18 protein-coding genes are annotated in these 20,036 nt (G+C 58.4%); 17 read left to right on the plus strand and 1 reads right to left on the minus strand.

Features of this window, described 5'->3' with window-relative positions:
• The first annotated feature begins 11 nt into the window (after positions 1-11).
• The 16 genes from folX (at position 12) to GJU83_RS08610 (ending at position 17,690) form a co-directional block, all read left to right on the plus strand.
• On the plus strand, positions 12-386 hold the full coding sequence (gene folX, locus GJU83_RS08535; protein WP_064229586.1) for a dihydroneopterin triphosphate 2'-epimerase: 375 nt from the start codon (positions 12-14) through the stop codon (positions 384-386).
• A gap of 23 nt (positions 387-409) precedes the next feature.
• On the plus strand, positions 410-847 hold the full coding sequence (locus GJU83_RS08540) for a CoA-binding protein (RefSeq protein ID WP_069182293.1): 438 nt from the start codon (positions 410-412) through the stop codon (positions 845-847).
• A gap of 267 nt (positions 848-1,114) precedes the next feature.
• Positions 1,115-3,382, plus strand: a complete 2,268-nt coding sequence (locus tag GJU83_RS08545) for a putative bifunctional diguanylate cyclase/phosphodiesterase (protein ID WP_069182294.1) — start codon at positions 1,115-1,117, stop codon at positions 3,380-3,382.
• A gap of 50 nt (positions 3,383-3,432) precedes the next feature.
• Positions 3,433-3,744, plus strand: a complete 312-nt coding sequence (locus GJU83_RS08550; RefSeq protein ID WP_069182295.1) for a hypothetical protein — start codon at positions 3,433-3,435, stop codon at positions 3,742-3,744.
• A 261-nt stretch (positions 3,745-4,005) separates the two neighbouring features.
• A complete protein-coding gene (locus GJU83_RS08555; RefSeq protein ID WP_069182296.1) occupies positions 4,006-4,449 on the plus strand; it encodes a MerR family transcriptional regulator in 444 nt (147 codons plus the stop codon).
• A 6-nt stretch (positions 4,450-4,455) separates the two neighbouring features.
• Positions 4,456-7,077: a heavy metal translocating P-type ATPase gene (locus GJU83_RS08560; protein WP_069182297.1), complete on the plus strand. Its 2,622-nt coding sequence runs from the start codon at positions 4,456-4,458 to the stop codon at positions 7,075-7,077.
• A 126-nt stretch (positions 7,078-7,203) separates the two neighbouring features.
• A complete protein-coding gene (locus GJU83_RS08565; RefSeq protein WP_069182298.1) occupies positions 7,204-7,653 on the plus strand; it encodes a DUF411 domain-containing protein in 450 nt (149 codons plus the stop codon).
• 155 nt (positions 7,654-7,808) lie between these two features.
• Positions 7,809-9,527 (plus strand): GGDEF domain-containing protein, encoded by a 1,719-nt coding sequence (locus GJU83_RS08570; protein WP_069182299.1) that lies wholly within the window; start codon positions 7,809-7,811, stop codon positions 9,525-9,527.
• 73 nt (positions 9,528-9,600) lie between these two features.
• Positions 9,601-11,586, plus strand: coding sequence for a ribonuclease R family protein (locus tag GJU83_RS08575; protein WP_153634098.1), 1,986 nt, complete (start codon positions 9,601-9,603; stop codon positions 11,584-11,586).
• 61 nt (positions 11,587-11,647) lie between these two features.
• On the plus strand, positions 11,648-11,848 hold the full coding sequence (locus tag GJU83_RS08580) for a hypothetical protein (protein WP_069182301.1): 201 nt from the start codon (positions 11,648-11,650) through the stop codon (positions 11,846-11,848).
• A gap of 385 nt (positions 11,849-12,233) precedes the next feature.
• Complete coding sequence (locus tag GJU83_RS08585) at positions 12,234-13,631, plus strand: hypothetical protein (RefSeq protein WP_227514429.1); 1,398 nt, start codon at positions 12,234-12,236, stop codon at positions 13,629-13,631.
• A 17-nt stretch (positions 13,632-13,648) separates the two neighbouring features.
• Positions 13,649-14,290, plus strand: coding sequence for an LpoB-related protein (locus tag GJU83_RS08590; protein WP_069182302.1), 642 nt, complete (start codon positions 13,649-13,651; stop codon positions 14,288-14,290).
• The gene (locus GJU83_RS08595; protein WP_069182303.1) at positions 14,274-15,518 is read left to right on the plus strand and encodes a COG3014 family protein; all 1,245 of its coding nucleotides are present in this window, start codon (positions 14,274-14,276) and stop codon (positions 15,516-15,518) included. The genes GJU83_RS08590 and GJU83_RS08595 overlap by 17 nt, the downstream gene beginning before the upstream one ends.
• Positions 15,515-15,976 carry a YcfL family putative periplasmic lipoprotein gene (locus GJU83_RS08600; protein WP_069182304.1) on the plus strand — a complete coding sequence of 154 codons (462 nt, stop codon included), beginning with the start codon at positions 15,515-15,517 and terminating at the stop codon, positions 15,974-15,976. The genes GJU83_RS08595 and GJU83_RS08600 overlap by 4 nt, the downstream gene beginning before the upstream one ends.
• Positions 15,976-16,788: a hypothetical protein gene (locus tag GJU83_RS08605; RefSeq protein WP_069182305.1), complete on the plus strand. Its 813-nt coding sequence runs from the start codon at positions 15,976-15,978 to the stop codon at positions 16,786-16,788. Before GJU83_RS08600 ends, GJU83_RS08605 begins: the two co-directional genes overlap by 1 nt.
• A 41-nt stretch (positions 16,789-16,829) precedes the next feature.
• Complete coding sequence (locus GJU83_RS08610) at positions 16,830-17,690, plus strand: S41 family peptidase (protein WP_069182306.1); 861 nt, start codon at positions 16,830-16,832, stop codon at positions 17,688-17,690.
• On the opposite strand, the gene GJU83_RS08615 is transcribed toward GJU83_RS08610, so the two are convergent.
• Positions 17,684-18,577 carry a 1-acylglycerol-3-phosphate O-acyltransferase, YihG family gene (locus GJU83_RS08615; RefSeq protein ID WP_069182307.1) on the minus strand — a complete coding sequence of 298 codons (894 nt, stop codon included), beginning with the start codon at positions 18,575-18,577 and terminating at the stop codon, positions 17,684-17,686. The genes GJU83_RS08610 and GJU83_RS08615 overlap by 7 nt on opposite strands.
• A 219-nt stretch (positions 18,578-18,796) precedes the next feature.
• Here GJU83_RS08615 and GJU83_RS08620 point away from each other — a divergent pair, with 219 nt between their 5' ends.
• Complete coding sequence (locus GJU83_RS08620; protein WP_069182308.1) at positions 18,797-19,948, plus strand: alpha/beta fold hydrolase; 1,152 nt, start codon at positions 18,797-18,799, stop codon at positions 19,946-19,948.
• The last annotated feature ends 88 nt before the right edge of the window (positions 19,949-20,036 follow it).

Below are 20,036 nucleotides of genomic sequence, written 5' to 3' on the forward strand. Positions count from 1 at the left end.
TGGGAGGCCGCATGACAGACGTTCACGGGAATCATCTCGCAAAGGTCCGCATCAAGGATCTTCTTTTGAGAGCCTACATCGGCATCAAGGAAGAGGAAATCAACAATCAGCAGGACGTATTGATCAACGTTGCGCTGACGTACGATGCCTCTGAGGCGGTGAATCGGAACGAAATCTCGGCCGCCCTGAACTATCGCACCATCACCAAGCAGATCATCCATCATGTGGATGGCAACCGGTTTGCCCTTCTCGAACGCCTGACCCACGAGGTTCTGACCATCGTTATGGAGCATGAGGCGGTGCAGTGGGCCGAAGTGGAAATCGACAAGCCTCACGCGCTACGCTACGCGGAGTCCGTGTCTGTATGTCTTCAGGCACACCGTTAATTCAAAGAGGCTCTGCCAGCAACATGCCCAGCAACACCCCGGACCAGATTCGCGACATCCTGACGACGGTCAAAACCATTGCCCTGGTTGGCGCCAGTGAGAAGACCAGCCGCCCCTCTCACGAAGTTATGGAGTTCCTTCAGAACCAGGGTTACCGGATCCTCCCGGTGAATCCCCGTCTGGCAGGCAAGACGCTACTCGGTGAAACCGTGTACGCCGACCTTCACGGTCTGCCGGAACCTGTAGACATGGTTGATCTTTTCCTGGCACCGGAACGCACCGACGCCGTCATCGACCAGGCCATCGAACTCAACATCCCGGTGGTGTGGCTGCAGATTGGTGTGATCAATGACGAGGGTGCAGCCCGGGCAGAGGCTGCGGGGCTGAAGGTTGTAATGGATCGCTGCCCGAAGCAGGAAATCCCCCGTCTGGGTATTCGCAGGGTTGCCGAACAGCCCTGAAACCTGATCTGAATCAGGAACTACGTCACACTTCCGGCACTCTTCTGTAACCGGTCTGTCAGGTCTGACATAATCACCGGACATAAACAGAAGACTGGTAGAGCCATGTGGTTCCGACGTAAATCCAGCCGACTGCACCGAACTCCGATCGGCGCTGTGCGCCCTTGCCAGCACTTCAATTGATGGCGTTTATCAGTCGATATGCCTCATAATTGCGAGGGTGTAGCCCATCAGTTAGCAACACCCGTTCAAGTCACGGAGTAATGTGTGGATCAACCTGCATCACCCCCCAAAGCTGTGGTTTCGGGCCTATTGAGCCCGGCGTTTCCGGTGGTGATTTTCCTGGTTTTCCTCGGCCTCGCAGCCGGCCTGCGCTATGGCCTGGTACAACAGGACAGGAATCAGGTTGAGGCAAACCTTGCCAACGAAGCCAGGGCCATGGCCAATCACCTTGAACGGGAATTCCTTATACACGCCGAAGCAATCCGGCGCATGGCCAAACGCCTGGAGACAGACCCTTCCAAAACCGAACAGGAATGGCGACGGGATGCCCGCAACTACCTCGACGATTTCGGCGTCTACCAGGCCATCGAGTGGATTGACTCCGATTTCATCATTCGCTGGCTGGAGCCAGTCACCGACAATGAAGAGGTCATTGGCTACAACGTCGCCTTCAACGAGGAGCGACGCCAGGCACTGGAGCGGGCAAAGCAGTCCGGCACCTGGGATCTTTCCGGTGTGATCAATTTGCGCCAGGGCGGCAAGGGCATGGTCATCTATGCGCCGGTGGGTGCCGGCCCCGAGAACAACGGCTTCATGGCGGGGGTATTCCGAATGGAAGTGCTGGCCCGCCAGCTTCTCACCGAACGGGTGCTGGAGTCTTTCCGGATCGAAATCCTCGAAGCCGGACAAGTGAGCTATGAGCTGAACGCGTCGCAGCCGGTCAGTGGCGATTTCTCTCGAGAACAAGCGGTTGATCTGCCAACACTGGACTGGACCCTGACCCTGCGCCCGTCCACCGAATGGGTGGAAAGCCAGTACAGCCACTGGCCAGCGCTGACCTTTACCACGTTTCTGTTAATGGGCCTGCTGACCAGCCTGACCACACTGCTGGTGCAACTCATACTGAAACGCAACCGGGCCCTGTTGAAGACCCGCCGGGAGCTGGACCAGGAAATCGAGCAGCGCACGGCCATTCAGAAGGATCTGGCGAGGCTGGAATCCACCGATACTCTCACCGGGCTGGCCAACCGTCGGTTTTTTATGGAGGACCTGTCCCACACCCTGAACATTGCCGACCGCCAGATGCGCCAGGTTGCCCTGGTGATGCTGGATCTGGACCGTTTCCAGACGCTCAACGACTCCCTCGGCCACCAGTTCGGGGATGAACTGCTCATCAAAGTGTCCGAGCGCCTGAACCGTCTCAGCAACGAACGCCTGCTGGTGGCCTACTCCGGGGGCGATGAGTTCATGTTCTGTCAGCAACAGGTGGACGACATTGATGACATCATCCACTTGCTGGGTCAGATCAAACAGTGCTTTGATCAGCCCTTCGAGGTTCAGGGCCAGTCCCACAGCATTACCGCAACCATGGGTATTGCGGTGTACCCACAAAGCGGCCTGGACGCGGATACACTGTTGCGAAATGCAGACATAGCCCTCTACCGCGCCAAGGAACAGGGCCGAAATACCTACCAGTTCTATACCGAGGGCATGCAGGAGCGTGAGGTCATGCGCCTTGAGCTGGACAAGGATCTGAGCCAGGCCCTGGCCAACAATGAATTCGTGCTCTTCTACCAGCCTCAGCTGAACCTTGACACCGGTGAAATCCAGAGCGTCGAGGCGCTCATCCGCTGGCGCCATCCCCGCCGCGGGCTTCTGCCGCCGGTGGAATTCATCCCGCTGGCGGAGGAGAGTGGGCGTATCACCGATATTGGCCGCTGGGTGGTCCTCGCAGCCTGTCGGCAGCTGGCAGCGTGGAGAGGCACGCCGCAGGAGAACTTGCGCATTGCGGTCAATCTTTCCGGCCGGGAGCTGGACGACGAAGATCTGGTCGACCACATTCGGGAAGCCCTGGCGGCGGAGAATGTGCCGGCCGATCGTCTGGAGGTTGAGCTTACCGAGGAGATTTTCATCCAGAATATCGAGCACAACCTGAATCAGCTGTCCCGTCTGCACCAGTTGGGAGTGCACCTTGCTATCGATGACTTCGGTGTGGGCTATTCGTCCCTGGGTTACCTGCGAGATTTCCCGGTCGATCTGCTGAAAATCGACCGGTCGTTTATCACGGAAGTCACGGAGCGCCATGACGACGCAGTGATCACCAGGGCAGTCATCAACCTGGCTCATAACCTGGGTATTGAGGTGGTGGCCGAGGGGGTTGAAACCGAGGAACAGCTGAATTTCCTCAAGAGCTACCGTTGTAACTTTGCCCAGGGTTACCTGATCAGCCGACCGATTCCGGTTTCAGACCTTGAAAAGGCGCTGGCCTCGGGCGTTCTAGTGGCAGATATTACGGCCGATTCCGGATTGTAATTGCTGCGGCCCGTCCCCAAGATACGGGTAAATCATTCTGGTGAAATTCTATGGCTGCCCAATACCTGACTCCCGAACAGGACGAGAAGATCCGCCAGTGGGAACGCTGGAACCGGAACTATTTCATTTTTGCGTTTGTGGCGCTGACCATCATTCTGGTGTTCAGCAGTCAATTGGGGTTGTCCAGTGGTGAAAGCTGGGGCCCTCTGGGCGTTCTGATCGCTGCCCTGATCACGCCGATCATTGTTCTGCAGCTGAAGCTGGCCTGTCCGGCCTGCGGCCAAAAAATTGGCTGGCAGGCGAAGCTGATGGCGCCGGATCAGTGCAAGACCTGCGGGACGTTTTTGCGCTCCCGGGATTAATAACCCTTCCTCGATTTTCCTCCGAAGAAAACCTTTGACCTGTGAGTTGCTCACAGGTTTTAGTCTAATCTTACTGGTTTGGAGTTTGCCGTGTTGAGGTGGGTACGGCTTCCGAAAACCGCTGTGAATACGTCCCTGTACGCTTGCTCTGAACCTTCCCTGGTTCAGAGCATTTTCGGAAGCCGTACCCACCTCAACACTCCGCTGACTTCAGTCTTTGGTTCCTGAAGCCACTATTTTTGGCACGTTGAGAACAAGACGATGAAAGTAAAAGAGATTGCAGAAGCCGCCGGCGTTAACCCGGATACGGTTCGGTTCTACACCCGCGAGAACCTGCTGAAACCGACCCGTAACCCTGAGAATAACTACCAGCAGTTTGATGCCGAGGATCTCCGGCGGCTTCGATTTGCCCGGAAAGCACGGCAACTGGGATTTTCCTTGCCGGAGATTCGACAGATTCTGGATCAGGCCGACGATCATCATTCGCCCTGTCCGATGGTTCGGGATGTATTCCAGCACCGGTTGGCGGAAGTTGAGCGGGAGATTCGGGAGCTGCAGCAGTTGCGCAAGCGGATGACCGCCGCGCTAGCTGCCTGGCAAGACATGCCGGATGGCACGCCCGATGGCCATACCATTTGCCGGTTGATAGAACACTGGGATGATCCGGCGCCCTGTTGCGGGGCAAGCGAACAGAACGAGGAGTGATTCTGGATGACTGACACACCTGTTTTGCAAACCATGCTGAGCATTTCCGGGGCTTCCTGCCAGGGCTGCGCCAAGAAGATTCGCAATGCGCTCGAGCCGTTGACCGGCGATATCGAGCTGGTTGAAGTGGACCTGGAAAACCAGACGGTGGCCTTGCCGGAGGGAGTGGATGCCGCTGAGGCGGCGCGTATTGTTACCGAGACCGGCTATCCCGCTGAGCCTTTCGAGGAAGATGCCCAGCCAGCCAGTTGCTGTGCTTCCTGGAACAAGAGCAAGAACCTTGCCGGCGACAATTCCGAAGACCATGCAGTGACCGAAGAATCGGTTCAGTCGAGCCCTGAATCGGCAACAGCGGCCGACGGGCAGGTTCATCTCTCGGTGACCGGTGCCACTTGTGCCTCCTGCGTTAACACGATTGAAAAAGCCCTGATGTCCGTCTCGGGTATTCACCATGCCCATATGAACCTGGCAGACAATACCGCCACGGCCACGGGTGATGCCGACCCTCAGGCACTGGTGAAAGCAGTGGAAAGTGCCGGCTATGGCGCCAGCGTCATCGAAGACGAGGACGAAGCCGACGACCGGAAGCAGGAGGAAGACCGCAAGCAATACAGGTCTCTGCTGGTGAAGATGGCGGTGAGTCTGGGCCTGGGGCTTGGGCTGATGGTCTGGGGTATGGGCTTCGGCACCATGATGGTGACCGACGCCAATCAGGGTACCTGGCTCGGCCTGGGTGTGCTGACATTGATCGTGATGGCAGCCACCGGCGGGCATTTCTATACCGGCGCGTGGAAGGCGTTCCGGCACCACAATGCCAATATGGATACCCTGATTGCCCTGGGTACCGGAACCGCCTGGCTCTATTCCATCGTGGTGGCCAGTGTTCCGACCGCGTTGCCGGAGATGGCCAGTCATGTGTACTTCGAGGCCTCGGCCATGATCATCGGCCTGATCAATCTGGGCCAGGCGCTGGAGCTTCGGGCCAAAGGCAAAACCTCGGAGGCGGTGCGCCGGTTACTGGATCTGCGGGCGAAAACCGCCCGGGTGATTCGCAACGGGGAAGAGCAGGACATTCCGGTCGAGGAGGTCCGCAAGGGCGATCATATCCGGGTCCGGCCCGGGGAAAAACTGCCGGTGGATGGCCTGATCGCCGAAGGCTCGACCCGCATTGACGAGAGCATGCTCACTGGCGAGCCGATGCCGGTCAGCAAGTCGGAAGGCGATGAGGTGTCCGCCGGCACGCTGAACACACACGGTTCCATCGTCTATGAGGCCACTCGGGTGGGCAGTGAAACCGCGCTGGCCCAGATCATCAAGCTGGTGAAAAAAGCCCAGGGTTCAAAGCCCGCTATCGGACGTCTTGCGGACAAGATTTCCTCGGTATTCGTGCCGACGGTCATGCTGATTGCTGTCGTGGCGGCGCTGGTCTGGTACAACGTCGGACCAGAACCGGCGGTGGTTCATATGATGGTGGCCGCCACCACGGTGCTGATCATTGCCTGCCCCTGCGCTCTGGGCCTGGCGACACCCATGTCGGTGATGGTCGGCGTTGGCAAGGCCGCTGAATACGGCGCGCTGATCCGCCAGGGTGATGCCCTGCAAACCGCGGGCAAGCTGGATCTGGTCATTCTGGATAAGACCGGCACCATTACCGAGGGCCATCCGGCGGTTACGCGGCTTCACGCCAGCGACGGTGACGAGAAGCGCCTGCTGACCCTGGCGGCCGGGCTGGAACAGCACTCAGAACACCCTCTGGCCGAAGCCATCCTGGCGAAGGCCAAAGAGAAGCAGGCTGATCCCGAGAAGGTAACCGATTTTAAAGCCCTGAACGGCAAGGGCGTACAAGGCGAATTCGAAAGCAAGCCACTGCGCCTGGGCAACCGGCGGTGGCTGGAAAGCGAGGGTGTGGAACTTGCCGACCTTGCAGGTGCTGCCCGCTCGATTACCGAAGAAGCCGGCACGCCCCTGTTCCTGGCATTGGGCAATGAGGCTCTGGGCGTCATTGGAGTGGCCGATGCCATCAAACCGGACTCCAAGGCGGCCATCCAGCGTCTTCACGACGCCGGCATCAGGGTGATGATGGTGACCGGCGATGTCGACGCCACCGCCAAAGCCATCGCGAAAAAAGCCGGGATCGATGATTATCGTGCCGAGGTGCTGCCTAAAGACAAGGCCGAGGTGGTCAGTGAAATGCGCGGCAAGGGCCACACAGTCGCTATGGTCGGCGACGGCATCAATGATGCGCCGGCCCTGGCGGCGGCAGACGTCGGCTTTGCCATCGGCACCGGCACGGATGTCGCCATTGAGAGCGCCGGTATCACTCTGATGCGAGGTTCGCTCCACGGCGTTCCCGATGCCATCGAGATTTCCCGCGCCACTGTGAAGAACATTCACCAGAATCTGTTCGGCGCATTCGTATACAACACAATGGGTATTCCGGTTGCCGCCGGCCTGCTCTACCCTGTCTGGGGAATACTGATGAGCCCGATACTGGCCGGCGCTGCCATGTCCCTGTCTTCGGTCACCGTAGTCTCGAACGCCAACCGCCTGAGATTGTTCCGGACCAGTCACCGCCCGGAACGGAGCGACAGCGACAGTGATCCAAAACAGCAACAGGAGCGGAACTGATGGAAACACTACTGGTCAACGTCGGAGGTCTTGCCCTGATGGCAGCCATCGTCTGGTGGTTCTGGCTTTCCGGTTCTGACGACACAGGCTCAAGTGAACATCAACATCACCACTGAGGTACTTGCCATGAAAAAACACACCCTGGCTTTTGGCCTGATGGCTGCCCTGGGATTCAGCACCACCACGGTGGCGGCCGGCGCTGCCCAGAGTATCCACGTCTACAAATCCCCCACGTGCGGCTGCTGTGAAGACTGGATCGATCACCTGGAAGCCAATGGCTTCGAGGTGGAGGCGACCAACACCAACGATATGGGCAGGATCAAAGCCGACGCAGGTCTGCTCGCCGGTCTTGGCAGTTGTCATACGGCATTCGTCGGTGATTACGTCATCGAAGGTCACGTGCCGGCCGACGACATCAAGCGCCTGATCAGCGAAGCACCCCAGGCCACCGGCCTGAGCGTACCCGGGATGCCCATTGGTTCACCCGGCATGGAGATGGGCGAACGGAAAGATCATTACAAGGTCATCCTGTTCAACGAGGCCGGACAGACCCGAATCTTTTCCCAGCACAATTAACGGGAATCACCAGGCAAGGGACGGCATTTACCGGCCCTTGCTACCGCTTTTTCCTTCCGGTTTACACCTTTCCCTGTCTGTTTTTCCTACACTCTGGTTAACCAGTGTTCTATCATTGGCGCCCAGAAACCCGGAAAATCCGAGAGGGATACTCGTTGAGTCTTAAAACCCGCATCCTTGGTCTGGCTGCCACTCTCATCATCGTGGCTTCTGCGGCTTCGTGGCTGGCCTATCGGGAGCTGTCCGAGAGCATCATCGAACGCTGGGGCCAACAGGTCGCGGAAATACAGGTGCGCTACGACAGCGCCCGCCTGCTGCAATCCCTGGAGCGGGAAATCGGCTTGGCCAAACAAATGGCAAGCTCGTCCGCCCTGATCAACTGGGCCGCCAATCCGGATGACGCCGCGCTCAAAGCGGAAGCCATCCGCCAGATGGAAAGCTTTCGCTCCAATTTCAGGGACAACAACTACTTCGTTGCCCTCGTCCAGAATGGTCACTATTACTACAACAACGAAGAGAACGAATACGCTGGCAACCAGTTCCGGTATGTTCTCGATGAAGAAAAACCCGATGACGCCTGGTTCTTCCAACTCATTGAAGAAGGTCGCGACTTTCACCTCAACGTAAACCCGGATACGGAGCTGGGTGTCACCAAACTCTGGATCGATGTGCTGATGCGCGATGAGGCTGGCCAGATCGTCGGCATGGTCGGCACCGGCCTTAGCCTGGACGCTTTCCTGCAGGATATTGTCGATATCGGTCAGGATGGCATCACGACCCTGTTCGTGGATTACAACGGCGCCATCCAGCTGTACCGCGACCGGAACTACATCGACTTCGCCAGTATCATCAAACCCGAAGGCCAGAAGAACACCGTCGATCTGCTGTTCGATGATCCCCAGGACAAGCAGCAGATCCTCGGTATGCTGCAGCTGCTCAAGAAGCGGAGTGACCAGGCAGGCCAGGTGGAGAGTGGCTTTGTGACCGTAGATGGCCGAAAGCATCTGGCCGGCGTTGCCTTCCTCCCGGCCATTGGCTGGTTTGAGATCACCCTGCTCGACCTCAACACCCTCCTGCCAACCAGCTATCTGTGGCCGCTGGTAGCCGTGTTCCTGGGCACCTTGCTGATCACCCTGGTACTGTTCCACCTGATTATCCAGACCCGGATTCTCAAGCCCATCATGAGTCTGGAGCACGCCGTGGAAAAAGTCCGGGAAGGCAGCTTTGATCTGCCACGGCTGGATAAGCCGGATAATGAGATCGGCTGGCTGGCCGATCACTTCGAGAAAATGACCCAGAGCCTGGGTCACTCCACCCGGGAACTTGAGGAAAAAGTCGCACAGCGAACCGACGAGTTGAATCGACTGGCCCGGGTTGACCCCCTCACCGGTCTGAAAAACCGTCGGGGCCTGGACGAGGTTCTGGATGAGGAAATCCAGCGGGCCCGCCGCCAGGAGTCCGGCTTTGGCGTGATCTGGCTGGACATCGACCATTTCAAGAGCATCAACGACAACCTTGGCCACCAGGCCGGTGATCAGATCCTGTGCCGCGTTGCCCTCTGGCTGAAAGCCGGCGTTCGCCCCTACGATCATCCCGGACGCTGGGGCGGCGACGAATTCGTGGTTCTGCTCTCACCCTGCGACCCGGAGACCCTGGGCCGTATCGCCCGTCGTATCCGCGAATCCGTGGAACAGGAAAGCCGCAAAACCGGGACTGCCGTCACTGTGAGTGTTGGTGGTTACTTCGCCCTGCCCGGCGATAACAGTGACACCATTCTTCGTCACGCGGATCGGGCCCTCTATCAGGCCAAGCATGAGGGGCGCAATCGGGTCTGTATCACCGTCTCGGAAGACCCGGAGATTAACCCGGCGTAACAGGTCTGACTCATACCGCCATAACCGTTATACTCCGCCCCATCATTCATTTTTCTACCAGCCAGGTTACTTCATGCTCAATGCCGACGCCCTCAGCCAGTTGCGCCAGCTGAAATCGGATATCAAGGACAATAAGGTGGTGTTTCCCGGGACGGTCAAAGCCACCAATGGCCGCTTCGGATTCGTTGCGCTCGACGAGGGCCGGGACGTCTTTCTGCCACCTGAGGAAATGCAGAAAGTGCTGCCCGGGGACCGGGTGAATGTCACCGAGCAGGAAGTTGAGAAAGGCAAAACCCAGGGCGTGGTGGACGAATTGCTGGAAACCCGCCTGAACACGTTTGTCGGGCGCTATCTGATCAAGGGCAAAGGGCATTTCGTGGTACCCGAGACGCCGGGTATCAACCGCTGGATCTTCATTCCCCCCAAGGAACGGATGAACGCCCAGCAGGACGATTACATTTACTGCCAGATTCACCGGCATCCGATCAAGGACGGCAAAGGCCAGGCCAGGGTCCTGCGGGTGATCGGCAAGGCCGGGGAACCCGGTATCGAACGTTCCTTCACCCTGGCGACGTTTGATCTGGCAGACACCTGGCCCGATGCGGTGCGCGCGCAGGCCGACAGCCTCAGTGACAGCGACATTGAATCCCGGGAAGCCGGGCGGGAAGATCGCACGGACCGACCCTATGTGACCATCGATAGCCCGGGCACCCAAGACATGGACGACGCCCTGCTGGCCGAACCCAACGCCACCGGCTGGACCCTGTCGATTGCCATTGCCGACCCGACCGCCGTGATCGAGACCGACAGCCCGGCGGAGCAGGAAGCGTTCAATCGCGCCACCGCCATTTACTTCCCGGGCGAGCCCCTGCCCATGCTGCCGGACAGCATCAGCACCCGACTGTGCTCATTGATGCCGGATATGAAACGCCTGGCCCTGGTGTGTGATCTGCAGGTCAACAACGATGGCAGCCTGGGCGATTACAGCTTTCACCAGGCGGTTATCCGGTCCAAGGGCAAGCTCAGCTACGAGTTGGTCTCCAACCTGATTGAAGGCCGGGAAGACGATGAGATCAAGGCGCTCCCGGACGCCGTTGCCAACAGCCTGGATCAATTGCACCAGGCAGCGACAGCGCTCAGGAAATGGCGCAGCGAGCATGCGTTGCTGAGCGGCGACCGGCCGGAATTCCGGCTCCGCCTGGATGAAAACAAGCGTATCCGGCTGATCGAGCCGTCTATTCAGAACGAAGCCCACCGCCTGGTGGAAGAGTGTATGGTTGCTGCCAACCGCTGCGCCGCGGATTTTCTTGCCAACCAGACAGCGGGCTTGTTTATCCAGCACCCCGGGCTTCGGGATGATCGCGCCGATAACATCCGGGCGCTGCTCGACAGCCACGCCCCACACCTGTCCGGGGTTGATGCCCATCAGGCCGAGGGCTTCCGCAAACTGATGAAAGAAACCGACGCCCTGGAGGCCGAGGTACCGGTCAAGGCCATACTGTCCCGCCAGCTTGCCCGGGCCGAGCTGAGCTTCAAGCCGGCTCCTCACCAGGGAATGGGCCTGGATGCCTACACCACGTTTACCTCGCCACTGCGCAAGTTCTCGGACTTTTACGTGCACCGGCTGATCAAGTCGGCGCTGTGGGATACTCCCATGAAACCCCTGACCGAGGATCAGCTTGAAGCCCTGCAAGCCGCCCAGATCCGCGCCCGTCAGGCGGCAAACAGCCTGGAAGCCTGGCTCAAGAGCGACTTTGCCAAGACACTGAGCGAAGAACCCATGACCGGGGTGATCAGCCGCACGGTGCCCGCCGGTTTCTTTGTGCGGCTGGACGCCAACGGGCTGGAAGGGTTTGTCAGCTGCAAGGACCTGGACGGCAAATACAGCTTCGATCCGGTCACCCTGCGCCTGATCCATAACAAGAACGGGCGCATCTTCCAGCTGGAGCAGCCGGTGACGGTTAGCTTTGCCGGGGTAGACGAAGAACGCAGGCAGATTAATTTCAAGCTGGTGGAAGCGCAGGAGATAGCCACCGGATCCAGTTCCAAAGACGGTTGAAAAACCACGCCGGCGGGCGCATCGTATCACTCAGGACATGTTCCTTTGATGGAGGTGCGCCATGCCCATCAGCCCTGACGAATTTCTCAGAAAGTACGGTTTCGACAAGGAGGAGGAAGAACGGGACCACAGCCTCCGCCACAACGCCATGGAGCACGCCAAACACCTCCGCCGGCCCCATGCAGGAACGCCTCATGACTGGGAAGAGTGGGAACGCTACAAGCGGGAGCATCCGGATGAGGTTGAAGACGATGATCAGTGAACGATAAACGCCTCAGCAACGCCTGTTTCTGGCGTGGTTAACAAATTTTTGCATTGTTTTTCATTTCTCTATATTTCCGGAAAACCCCAAAGAATCTTATACATTTCATTTAGTTAGAAAAAACACCTTCCTGCCCGAACCATTCCACAGTGGCCCATGCCTCATGATGGTGCGTCTGAGGCAAGACGGGGTCATTAAAAATTGTTTATACATTTACCCGAATTCCGGAGTGTCGCTGTACCGGACTCATTACAACCAGTGGAATTTGGGTATCAAAATGAAGTTCAGTCGTTTTCAAACCTTACTGAAAAAAGCCATAGCGGCCTCCGCCGTCGGGAAAGCGCTTGTCAGCCTTGCGACGGTCTTTTTACTGGCAGGATGTCAGGTGTACCAGTTTGACCGGAGCAGCGTGAGCGCCAACAGCACAGGCTCCTACGATACAGGGACAGTCCCTTTCACCATTGTCGGAGATGAGCGTCCTGACTGGCTTGTTCCGGAATCCCCCACAGCTCCCCAGGTAGTCGTCAGCCGGACCACAGAAACCAAGGGATCGACGGGCTTCAATGGCGCCAGCTTCCTCGGCTACATGGTCACCCTGTCACTGATTCCCTACTACGATGAGGTGCAGTACGAGGACGTCTACGCACTGAGCTGGCAAGGTGAGACCTTGCTGGAAAGCCGGGTGACCTATTCCATTGACTCCTACCTGTCCCTGTATTTCCCGACGCCCATGATGTTCATGGGGTCACTGAATGATGAAGCGGCCGAACAGGCGGTGGCACGAGACTTCATCACCGATCACCACAAGGACAGCGTCCTGGCAACGATCGATCAGCAACGCAGGGACTTCGAGCAGGCAAACCCGCAAACTGCCGCCGACATTGCGGCCTATCTGAAGGCGGGAGGAGCCAATTCAGTCTATCGCCCCTCGGCTGTCCTCAGGTTGATTGAACTGGCCCCTGAAACCGACACGCTTTCCTACCACGCCGCAAACAGCCAGGTACCGGGCTACGTCGAGCTGCTGCCTGCCCGCTACCAGGCCTGGTTGATTGGTCCGGAGGGTCTGCGCGGCATTGATTTGAAGACACAACTCGCCAACGGTGTCGATGCCGATCAACTTCTGGTACGCATGCTTAATGCCTATCCGGAACAGACTGGCGACATTCAGTCCGGTTATTACACCGGCATGACCCGGGCGCATCGGGAGTTGCTGAAAGAAGCGGGCCTGCCCGACGGACTCGTCGATCGCATGACCAATGAAGCGCCCTCCGCCCAGCTGTTGGCCGCCGCGAAAACCGGTAAACTTCGCGACAAGGATGGCAACATCCGGATTCCCACCGAAGAAGAACTGCTTGAACAGCTGGTGCGCCAGGACAATCTCGGCAAATACATGAGCCCTTATACCAGCGATGATGTTCTGGCTGAGTGGGTGAACTCCGCAATCAATGCCAACATTGGCGCAACGGTTGGCACAGGACTCGGAGCTGCGGCAGGCGCCTATGCAGGAGAGAAAGCCCTGGAGCAAATACCTTTCGTTGGTGGCTTCCTGGGCGGTGCCGTGGGGGCTGAAATCGGCAAGTCTGTTGGCCGGGAAACGGCGATCAGCGCCTCAGGTGGCTGGGAAGCCATTCGCGCCTCCTCAGACCGCAGCTTTGATGACATTCATTCCATGGCTCGCTACCTGAAGGCAAAATACGGCCACACCGGCAACTTTGCCGATGCCATGAAAGCCACACGACAGATCTACCCGGAATTGGCAGAAGCCCTCGCGCGTGCCTACTAACCTAATTGGAGATATACATGTTCAGCAAAAACACCTTTAAACCGGCCTGCGCTCTGGTACTGACTTCCCTGGTCCTTTCCGGCTGTGCCAGCAAGATCGAAAACGTACAGGGCAAGCCCAGCGTCTATGAGGACGTATCCACCACAGGCAGCGTGGGCGGCGTCGGTATCGAGAGCCAGGACGTGGTCGCGATGACCGACCAGATGATGCGCGACATGCTGGCCAACCCGATGCTCACCGGCCGCTCAACACCTCCCCGGATCATTATCGATAACGAATACATCAAGAACGAAAGCACCTCCGTGATCAACACCAACATGCTGACTGATCGCCTGCGCATCGAACTGAATCGCGCCGCCAACGGTCGGATGATCTTCGTGGGTCGTCACTTCTCCGACATGGTCCAGAAAGAGCGGGATCTCAAGCGGGATGGCGCGGTCGATGGCGGCACCATTCGTCAGACTGCGGCCCAGGCAGGTGCTGATTTCCGCCTTGGGGGCCGCATCTCGTCACTGGATGCCATCGATCGAAACACCGGAACCCAGTCCCGGTACAGCCAGGTCACCTTCGAGATGGTCGATCTTGAGCTGGGCACCATCGTCTGGAGCGGACTCTATGAAATGAGAAAGGCGGCCCGTGACAATGTGGTTTACCGATAAAACCTGGCTAAAGCCGGTGCTGGCGACAGCGATTGCCGGCACACTGGCCGGCTGCGCCAGCGGCCCGAAAGTCTACGATCGGGCAGCACTGGCACCGGCCGAACAATCGCTGATAGAGAGCAAACCCGCGGTTCTTCAGGCCGACTTCCAGAACCTCTTCGAGGAAGGCCAACGGAACAAGGTCCTGAACCTGATGGAGATCGGGGTCAAGGCATACCGTGCCGGCTATCGACAGGAAGCAAAGAACACGCTGACCCAGGCACGCCTGGAGATCGAGAATGTTTATGCTGACAGTGACGCCGCGCGCAAGGCGCGAAGCATCTGGTACGAAGAAGCCGAAAAGGACTTCAAGGGCGAGCCCTATGAGCGCGCCATGGTCTACCTGTATCTGGGCCTGATTTACCTGGAAGAAGGCGACTACGGCAACGCACGAGCCAGCTTCCTGGCTGGATTGCTGCAAGACGCGTTTGCCGAGGAGGAGCAGAACAGTACCGACTTCGCACTGCTGCTGTACCTGGCTGGCTGGTCCGCCATGCAGATGGGCAGTGACCAGCTCGCACGGGAGCATTTCGAAGAGCTGAAACTCTATCGGCCGGACGCCCCCATCCCGGAAGCCGACGACAACGCGCTTTTGATCGTGGAAACCGGCAAGTCCCCCAGGAAACTGGGTGACGGTGTCGGGCACTACCAACTGGTCTATCGGCGTGGCAAGAACTTCCAGGATGTGGCTGCCGAAGTCCGCAACGGTGAAGAATGGTCCGCCCTGTACCCCATGGAAGACATCTTCTTCCAGGCCTCCACTCGCGGGGGCCGGGCTATCGATCGGATTGTAGAGGGCCAGATCCAGTTCAAGGAAAACACCCGGGCCGTCGGTTCAACCCTCAGCAGCGTCAGCCAGGACAGCATGCTCGCCGGCTTCAGTAGTGCGGCCGGCGGTGCCGTTGGCGCCGGATACGCTGCCATCAGTCTGATCAGCGTCGCGGCCGAGGGTATGTCAGCGTCCGCCAACACCCGGGCAGACATCCGGTACTGGGAGGGCCTGCCCGACACCATACACCTGTTGCCCGTGACGGCCGCCGAGGGCGATCCGGTCACTGTCCGCTTCCTGGATAAAAACGGTCAGCCTGTGCCAGGCCTTGCCGACACTACCGAATTCAAATTTGATGGTCGCGGGGCCGGCCTGGCCTTTGCCACGTCCCGCCGTCCGGATTCCGGAGGAACCCAATGAAAACACTGATTAAATCCATGGCCACAGCGGCGATCTGTCTTGGTCTGCTGTCTGGCTGTGCCGCTAAATCCGCCAGCAGCACGGACCTGATTGAGCGCACCGCGCCCATCACCATGAACTCCGTGGCATTCACCGACTACAACCTGAAGCGCACCTACACCCGCGGTTTTGGCCAACTGGAGGACGGCGAACGCTATCGACTGTCATTGGTCCAGCACGGCCAGCGGCCGACGGCAACCGGAACCACAGAGGTCTACGTGGTCCTGCGCAACCACACGGATTACGATTACCGGATCGAAGCCCGCACCCAGTTCTTCGATCAGGACGGCGTACCCACCGATGTGAAACCGACCTGGCAGCGCTCGACCATCCCGGCCAACAGCATCGCTACCTATCGTGAACTGTCTACCACCACGCAACCTCTGCAATACCGCGTGGAAGTCCGGGAGCTCAACTGATGAAGCGATTTGCCCTGGCACTCTGCGTGCCTTTGCTGGCGCCAGGTTTTGCCCTGGCCGCCGGCCAGACCCATGAGGCTGCGCCGATGATGGCGCCGGCCCAGAAGCCGTTGACCGCGGACGATCTCGTCAATGAGGCGAACGCGCCTCAACGTTCGGAATCGGCCAAAACGATCCTCGACCGTTTCACTGCGGGCCTGGGACAGACCAACCCCCGAATTGCCATCTTCTGGAACCGGGCGTTCAACGACCAGGTCAGTGACTGGGCTAGCCGCCGCCGGGTGGTGGTATCCGGCACCGGCAGCGTGCGTGGCGAAGTACCGGAGGGGGATCTGAACCTGGACGGCGAATCCCGCGCGGCGGTGCAAAGTGAAACCCGCTCCGGGCGCAGCTCGGGGCCTGCTGCACCAGCCTTTGATTTGCAAAGCGGCTTCGTCTCCCAGTTGAGCCGCGCAGGCGTCAGAGTCGTCGACCGAAACGCGATCATGCGCATCACCGATAACGCGCTCGAAGACGGCACCTTCGAACGACTGTCACCGGACCAGGCCCGCCTCGAAATGCGCGCGCTGGATCAGCACGCCGATTATCTTCTGGTGCTCAGCGAAGTGGCCGCTGATCAGTTCCAGATTCGCGTACTCAGCGTCAAAGACGGCTCGGTGGCCGCTCTGGTCAGCTCCAATGGCATGCCGCCCGAAACCGAGGAAGATCGCCGCTGGGTCGCCACCGACCGCGGCTTTGAGAAGCGTGAGAGGCGCGTATCGTTGAAGGATGTAGGCCAGGAGCTGGCGCTTCAAACCCTTGAGGCGCTGTAAAAACCCTGGCCCGTAACTGCGCAACCACCGTAGGGACTCACATGATAAACCGCGTTTTCAAGCATTTTCTGCCGTTCAATCTCATTTCAGTCTGCACACTGATGCTTCTGGGTTGCGCCTCGTTCGGACCTCAGATCGGTGATGGACGAATCGGTATACATTTGGAAGATAGAGGTGGTCAGTGGTTTGTCGCCAAGGTGATTGAGAACGGCGCTGTCTATCGAACAGGTCAATTAAGCGAAGGGGACCTTTTGGTCGCGGTTGCCGAATTGAGGGATGAGCCGCAACCGGTAAACGGTATGTCGCTCAACGAGCTGGCCTCCAGAATTACGGGAGAACCGGGCACGGCCGTCGATCTGGTGATCAAACCAGCCAACAGCGAGATCACCCGGAAGGTGACAATCACACGGGCGCGATTTGGCTCCCGGGAAACGGCCCAGCCCGCAATGCAGCAAAGGGCCGAAGCGCAGCTGACCGCCGGATCTTTGGTGATAGAAGGCACCAGCGGGAACTTTATGAGCCCCTATACCAGTGATGGCGTCACCGCAGAATGGGTCAACAAGGCGATTAACGCGAACATCGGCTCAACCGTTGGATCAGGCGTTGGCGCCGCAGCCGGCGCCTATGCCGCCGAGCAAGCACTCGATTCTGTCCCATTCGGTGGATTCATTGGCGGCATGATCGGGTCAAGCCTTGGCAAGTCGGTCGGTCGCGAGGCAGCCATCGAAGCTTCGGGAGGCTGGGATTACATTCGTTCGACCTCCGATCAGAGCTTTCGCTCTCTGGCGGACATGGCCCGCTATCTGAAACTGACTCACGGCAATGAGCCCACTTTTAACGAGGCAATGGCGGCCGCAGCGCAGGTTTATCCAGAATTATCAGACGCGCTCGCCAATTATTGACGCAGCATTGCGGATAGACGTTCATCCTTTGCCGTCCAGATCTCTCCGAGCCAGTTCTTCACGTTTCGGCGGTGCTCCGCATCCGTTGAGTAATCCCGGCCTTTCAGGTGGTCCGGGATATCAACGGTGTGGATTTCCAGTTTCACTTCCTTCACCCGGCCACAGATAAACTCCCAGAAGGTGGGTGCGCCACCCGGATAGGCGATGGTCACATCCACCAGGGTCTGGATAGATTCCCCCATGGCGTCGAGTACGAAGGCGGCACCGCCGGCCTTGGGTATCAGCAGGTGCTTGTAGGGCGACTTTTGCTTGTCGTGTTTGGCCTGGGTGAACCGTGTGCCTTCCACGAAGTTCATGACGCTCACCGGGGTATAGCGGAACTTCTCACAGGCCCGGCGGGTTGAACGAAGGTCCTCGCCCCGCTTCTCCGGGTGCTTGATCAGATATTCCCGGGTGTAGCGCTTCATGAAGGGGAAATCGAGGCCCCACCAGGCAAGACCGATTACCGGTACCCAGATTAGCTGCTGCTTGAGGAAAAATTTGAGAAACGGCGCCCGGTGGTTGAACACCCGCTGCATGGCAAAGATATCCACCCAGCTCTGGTGGTTGGCCAGCACCAAATACCAGCTTTCCCGCTTGAGATTCTCCGCGCCTTTCACATCCCATTTCGTGCCATGGGTCAGCTTCATCCAACCGGTGTTGCAGGCCACCCAGGCCTCGGCAATCCAGATAATCACCTTGGTGCACAACACCCGGAAGCCGGTGATAGGAATAATCAGTTTCAGGATGGCCGGGATGTAAAGCAGGATGCACCAGAACAGGGTGTTGATTCCCAGCAGGATGGAATTGATGACACCAATCACGGGGGCGGGTAGAAAGCTGAGCATGGCGATCCTGTTTTCTGGTTATTCTTTGCAAATGGGAGCTAATGATAGCAACCCCGGGGCCCCTTGGGCAGTGGCCTGAAGTGACCGGTTTGCCCTTCGCTTTGGACACTTCTGCCATGGTGATTTCCGCCTCACCATGGATAATCCCGGTTTGCAACCTGCAAGACCAGGTCTTCAGAAATCAGTAAAGTGTGCTTCAAATTCTCCATGGACACCCCCATGCCCAATCTCTTCAAATCAGCTGCTGACCGCGCGGCGGGCGTTACCCGGCAAACGGCCCTCTATGCCGGCAATGCCTTCGACCGTATCTTCCGAGCCGCCAGTCTGGTCCAGGCCGGACAGACGCCGTTTGAGACGCTCCATACCGATGGCCTGGTCAGCCTGCGCTACTATCCGCCGCTGGCCGAGGATTTCATCGAGCTGGACGGTGAAACCATTGCGGTGGAGCGGACAGCCCACAAGACCCCGATTGTGATCGTGCCGCCACTGGCGGTAAACATGCTGATTTACGATCTGTTTCCCCAGCGCAGTCTGATCCGATTTCTTCGCGCCAAAGGGTTCGAGGTCTATCTGATTGACTGGGGCATACCAACGCGGGAGCACAGTCATTACAACCTGCATACCTATGTGGCGGAGCTGTTACCGGCGTACCTTAACCGGGTTCGGGAGCACAGCAGTGAGCAGGAGCTGTCGCTGCATGGCTGGAGCATGGGTGGCATGTTTACGTTGTTCTATTCGGCGCTCAGCAACGATCAGCACGTGCGCAACGCCATTGTGCTGGGATCGCCGATTGACAGTCACGCGTCGGGGATTCTAGGGCTTTTGAACCAGCGTATGGCGGATGTGGCCGGCTTTGTCCGCAAGCGCACCGGGTTCCGTCTTCACGATGTGAAACCGCACTGGTTTCATACCCCGGGCTGGGCGAACACCATCGGATTCAAGCTGACCAATCCGATTGCCAGCGTAATGAGCTACTGGGAGCTGATTATCCGCCTGGGTGACCGTGAGTTTGTCACCAGTCACGCGACCACGTCGGCGTTTCTGGACCGCATGGTGGCCTATCCCGGCGGGATCATTCAGGACACGGTGGTGCGGGTGTGGATAGACAATCAGCTGTCGAAAGGTGAGATCCAGATTGGGGAGGATATCGCCAGGCTGGAAAATGTAAGTGCCAACTTACTGGCTATCGCAGGTGGCGACGATACGCTCGTGACGCCGGGTGCGGCCAAGCGGGTGATGGATCATGTGAGCTCTACGGACAAGACGTTCAGGGTCGTTCCGGGTGGGCATATGGGCATTCTTGCGGGGAGCAAGGCGCCTCGTCAGAGTTGGCTGGAGTTGGCGGAGTGGCTTGCTTCTCGGTCAGACTGATTGTCTTGATTTGAAGTTTGCCGGCAGGTGTTGAGGTAGGCTTTCCAAAACGCGCTCCTTGCGGCACGTCCATGTGACGCTTGACTGT

This window comes from Marinobacter salsuginis, from assembly GCF_009617755.1.
GTDB classification, from domain to species: Bacteria; Pseudomonadota; Gammaproteobacteria; order Pseudomonadales; family Oleiphilaceae; genus Marinobacter; species Marinobacter salsuginis.

Bases quoted from the DNA above. Each gene is read 5' to 3' on its own strand.
- GJU83_RS08600 (WP_069182304.1), top strand. From the start codon at position 15,515: ATGAAAACACTGATTAAATCCATGGCCACAGCGGCGATCTGTCTTGGT.
- GJU83_RS08550 (WP_069182295.1), top strand. From the start codon at position 3,433: ATGGCTGCCCAATACCTGACTCCCGAACAGGACGAGAAGATCCGCCAG.
- GJU83_RS08605 (WP_069182305.1), top strand. From the start codon at position 15,976: ATGAAGCGATTTGCCCTGGCACTCTGCGTGCCTTTGCTGGCGCCAGGT.
- GJU83_RS08590 (WP_069182302.1), top strand. From the start codon at position 13,649: ATGTTCAGCAAAAACACCTTTAAACCGGCCTGCGCTCTGGTACTGACT.
- GJU83_RS08555 (WP_069182296.1), top strand. From the start codon at position 4,006: ATGAAAGTAAAAGAGATTGCAGAAGCCGCCGGCGTTAACCCGGATACG.
- GJU83_RS08595 (WP_069182303.1), top strand. From the start codon at position 14,274: ATGTGGTTTACCGATAAAACCTGGCTAAAGCCGGTGCTGGCGACAGCG.
- GJU83_RS08615 (WP_069182307.1), bottom strand. From the start codon at position 18,577: ATGCTCAGCTTTCTACCCGCCCCCGTGATTGGTGTCATCAATTCCATC.
- GJU83_RS08575 (WP_153634098.1), top strand. From the start codon at position 9,601: ATGCTCAATGCCGACGCCCTCAGCCAGTTGCGCCAGCTGAAATCGGAT.
- GJU83_RS08540 (WP_069182293.1), top strand. From the start codon at position 410: ATGCCCAGCAACACCCCGGACCAGATTCGCGACATCCTGACGACGGTC.
- GJU83_RS08580 (WP_069182301.1), top strand. From the start codon at position 11,648: ATGCCCATCAGCCCTGACGAATTTCTCAGAAAGTACGGTTTCGACAAG.
- GJU83_RS08620 (WP_069182308.1), top strand. From the start codon at position 18,797: ATGCCCAATCTCTTCAAATCAGCTGCTGACCGCGCGGCGGGCGTTACC.
- GJU83_RS08560 (WP_069182297.1), top strand. From the start codon at position 4,456: ATGACTGACACACCTGTTTTGCAAACCATGCTGAGCATTTCCGGGGCT.
- GJU83_RS08565 (WP_069182298.1), top strand. From the start codon at position 7,204: ATGAAAAAACACACCCTGGCTTTTGGCCTGATGGCTGCCCTGGGATTC.
- GJU83_RS08610 (WP_069182306.1), top strand. From the start codon at position 16,830: ATGATAAACCGCGTTTTCAAGCATTTTCTGCCGTTCAATCTCATTTCA.
- folX (WP_064229586.1), top strand. From the start codon at position 12: ATGACAGACGTTCACGGGAATCATCTCGCAAAGGTCCGCATCAAGGAT.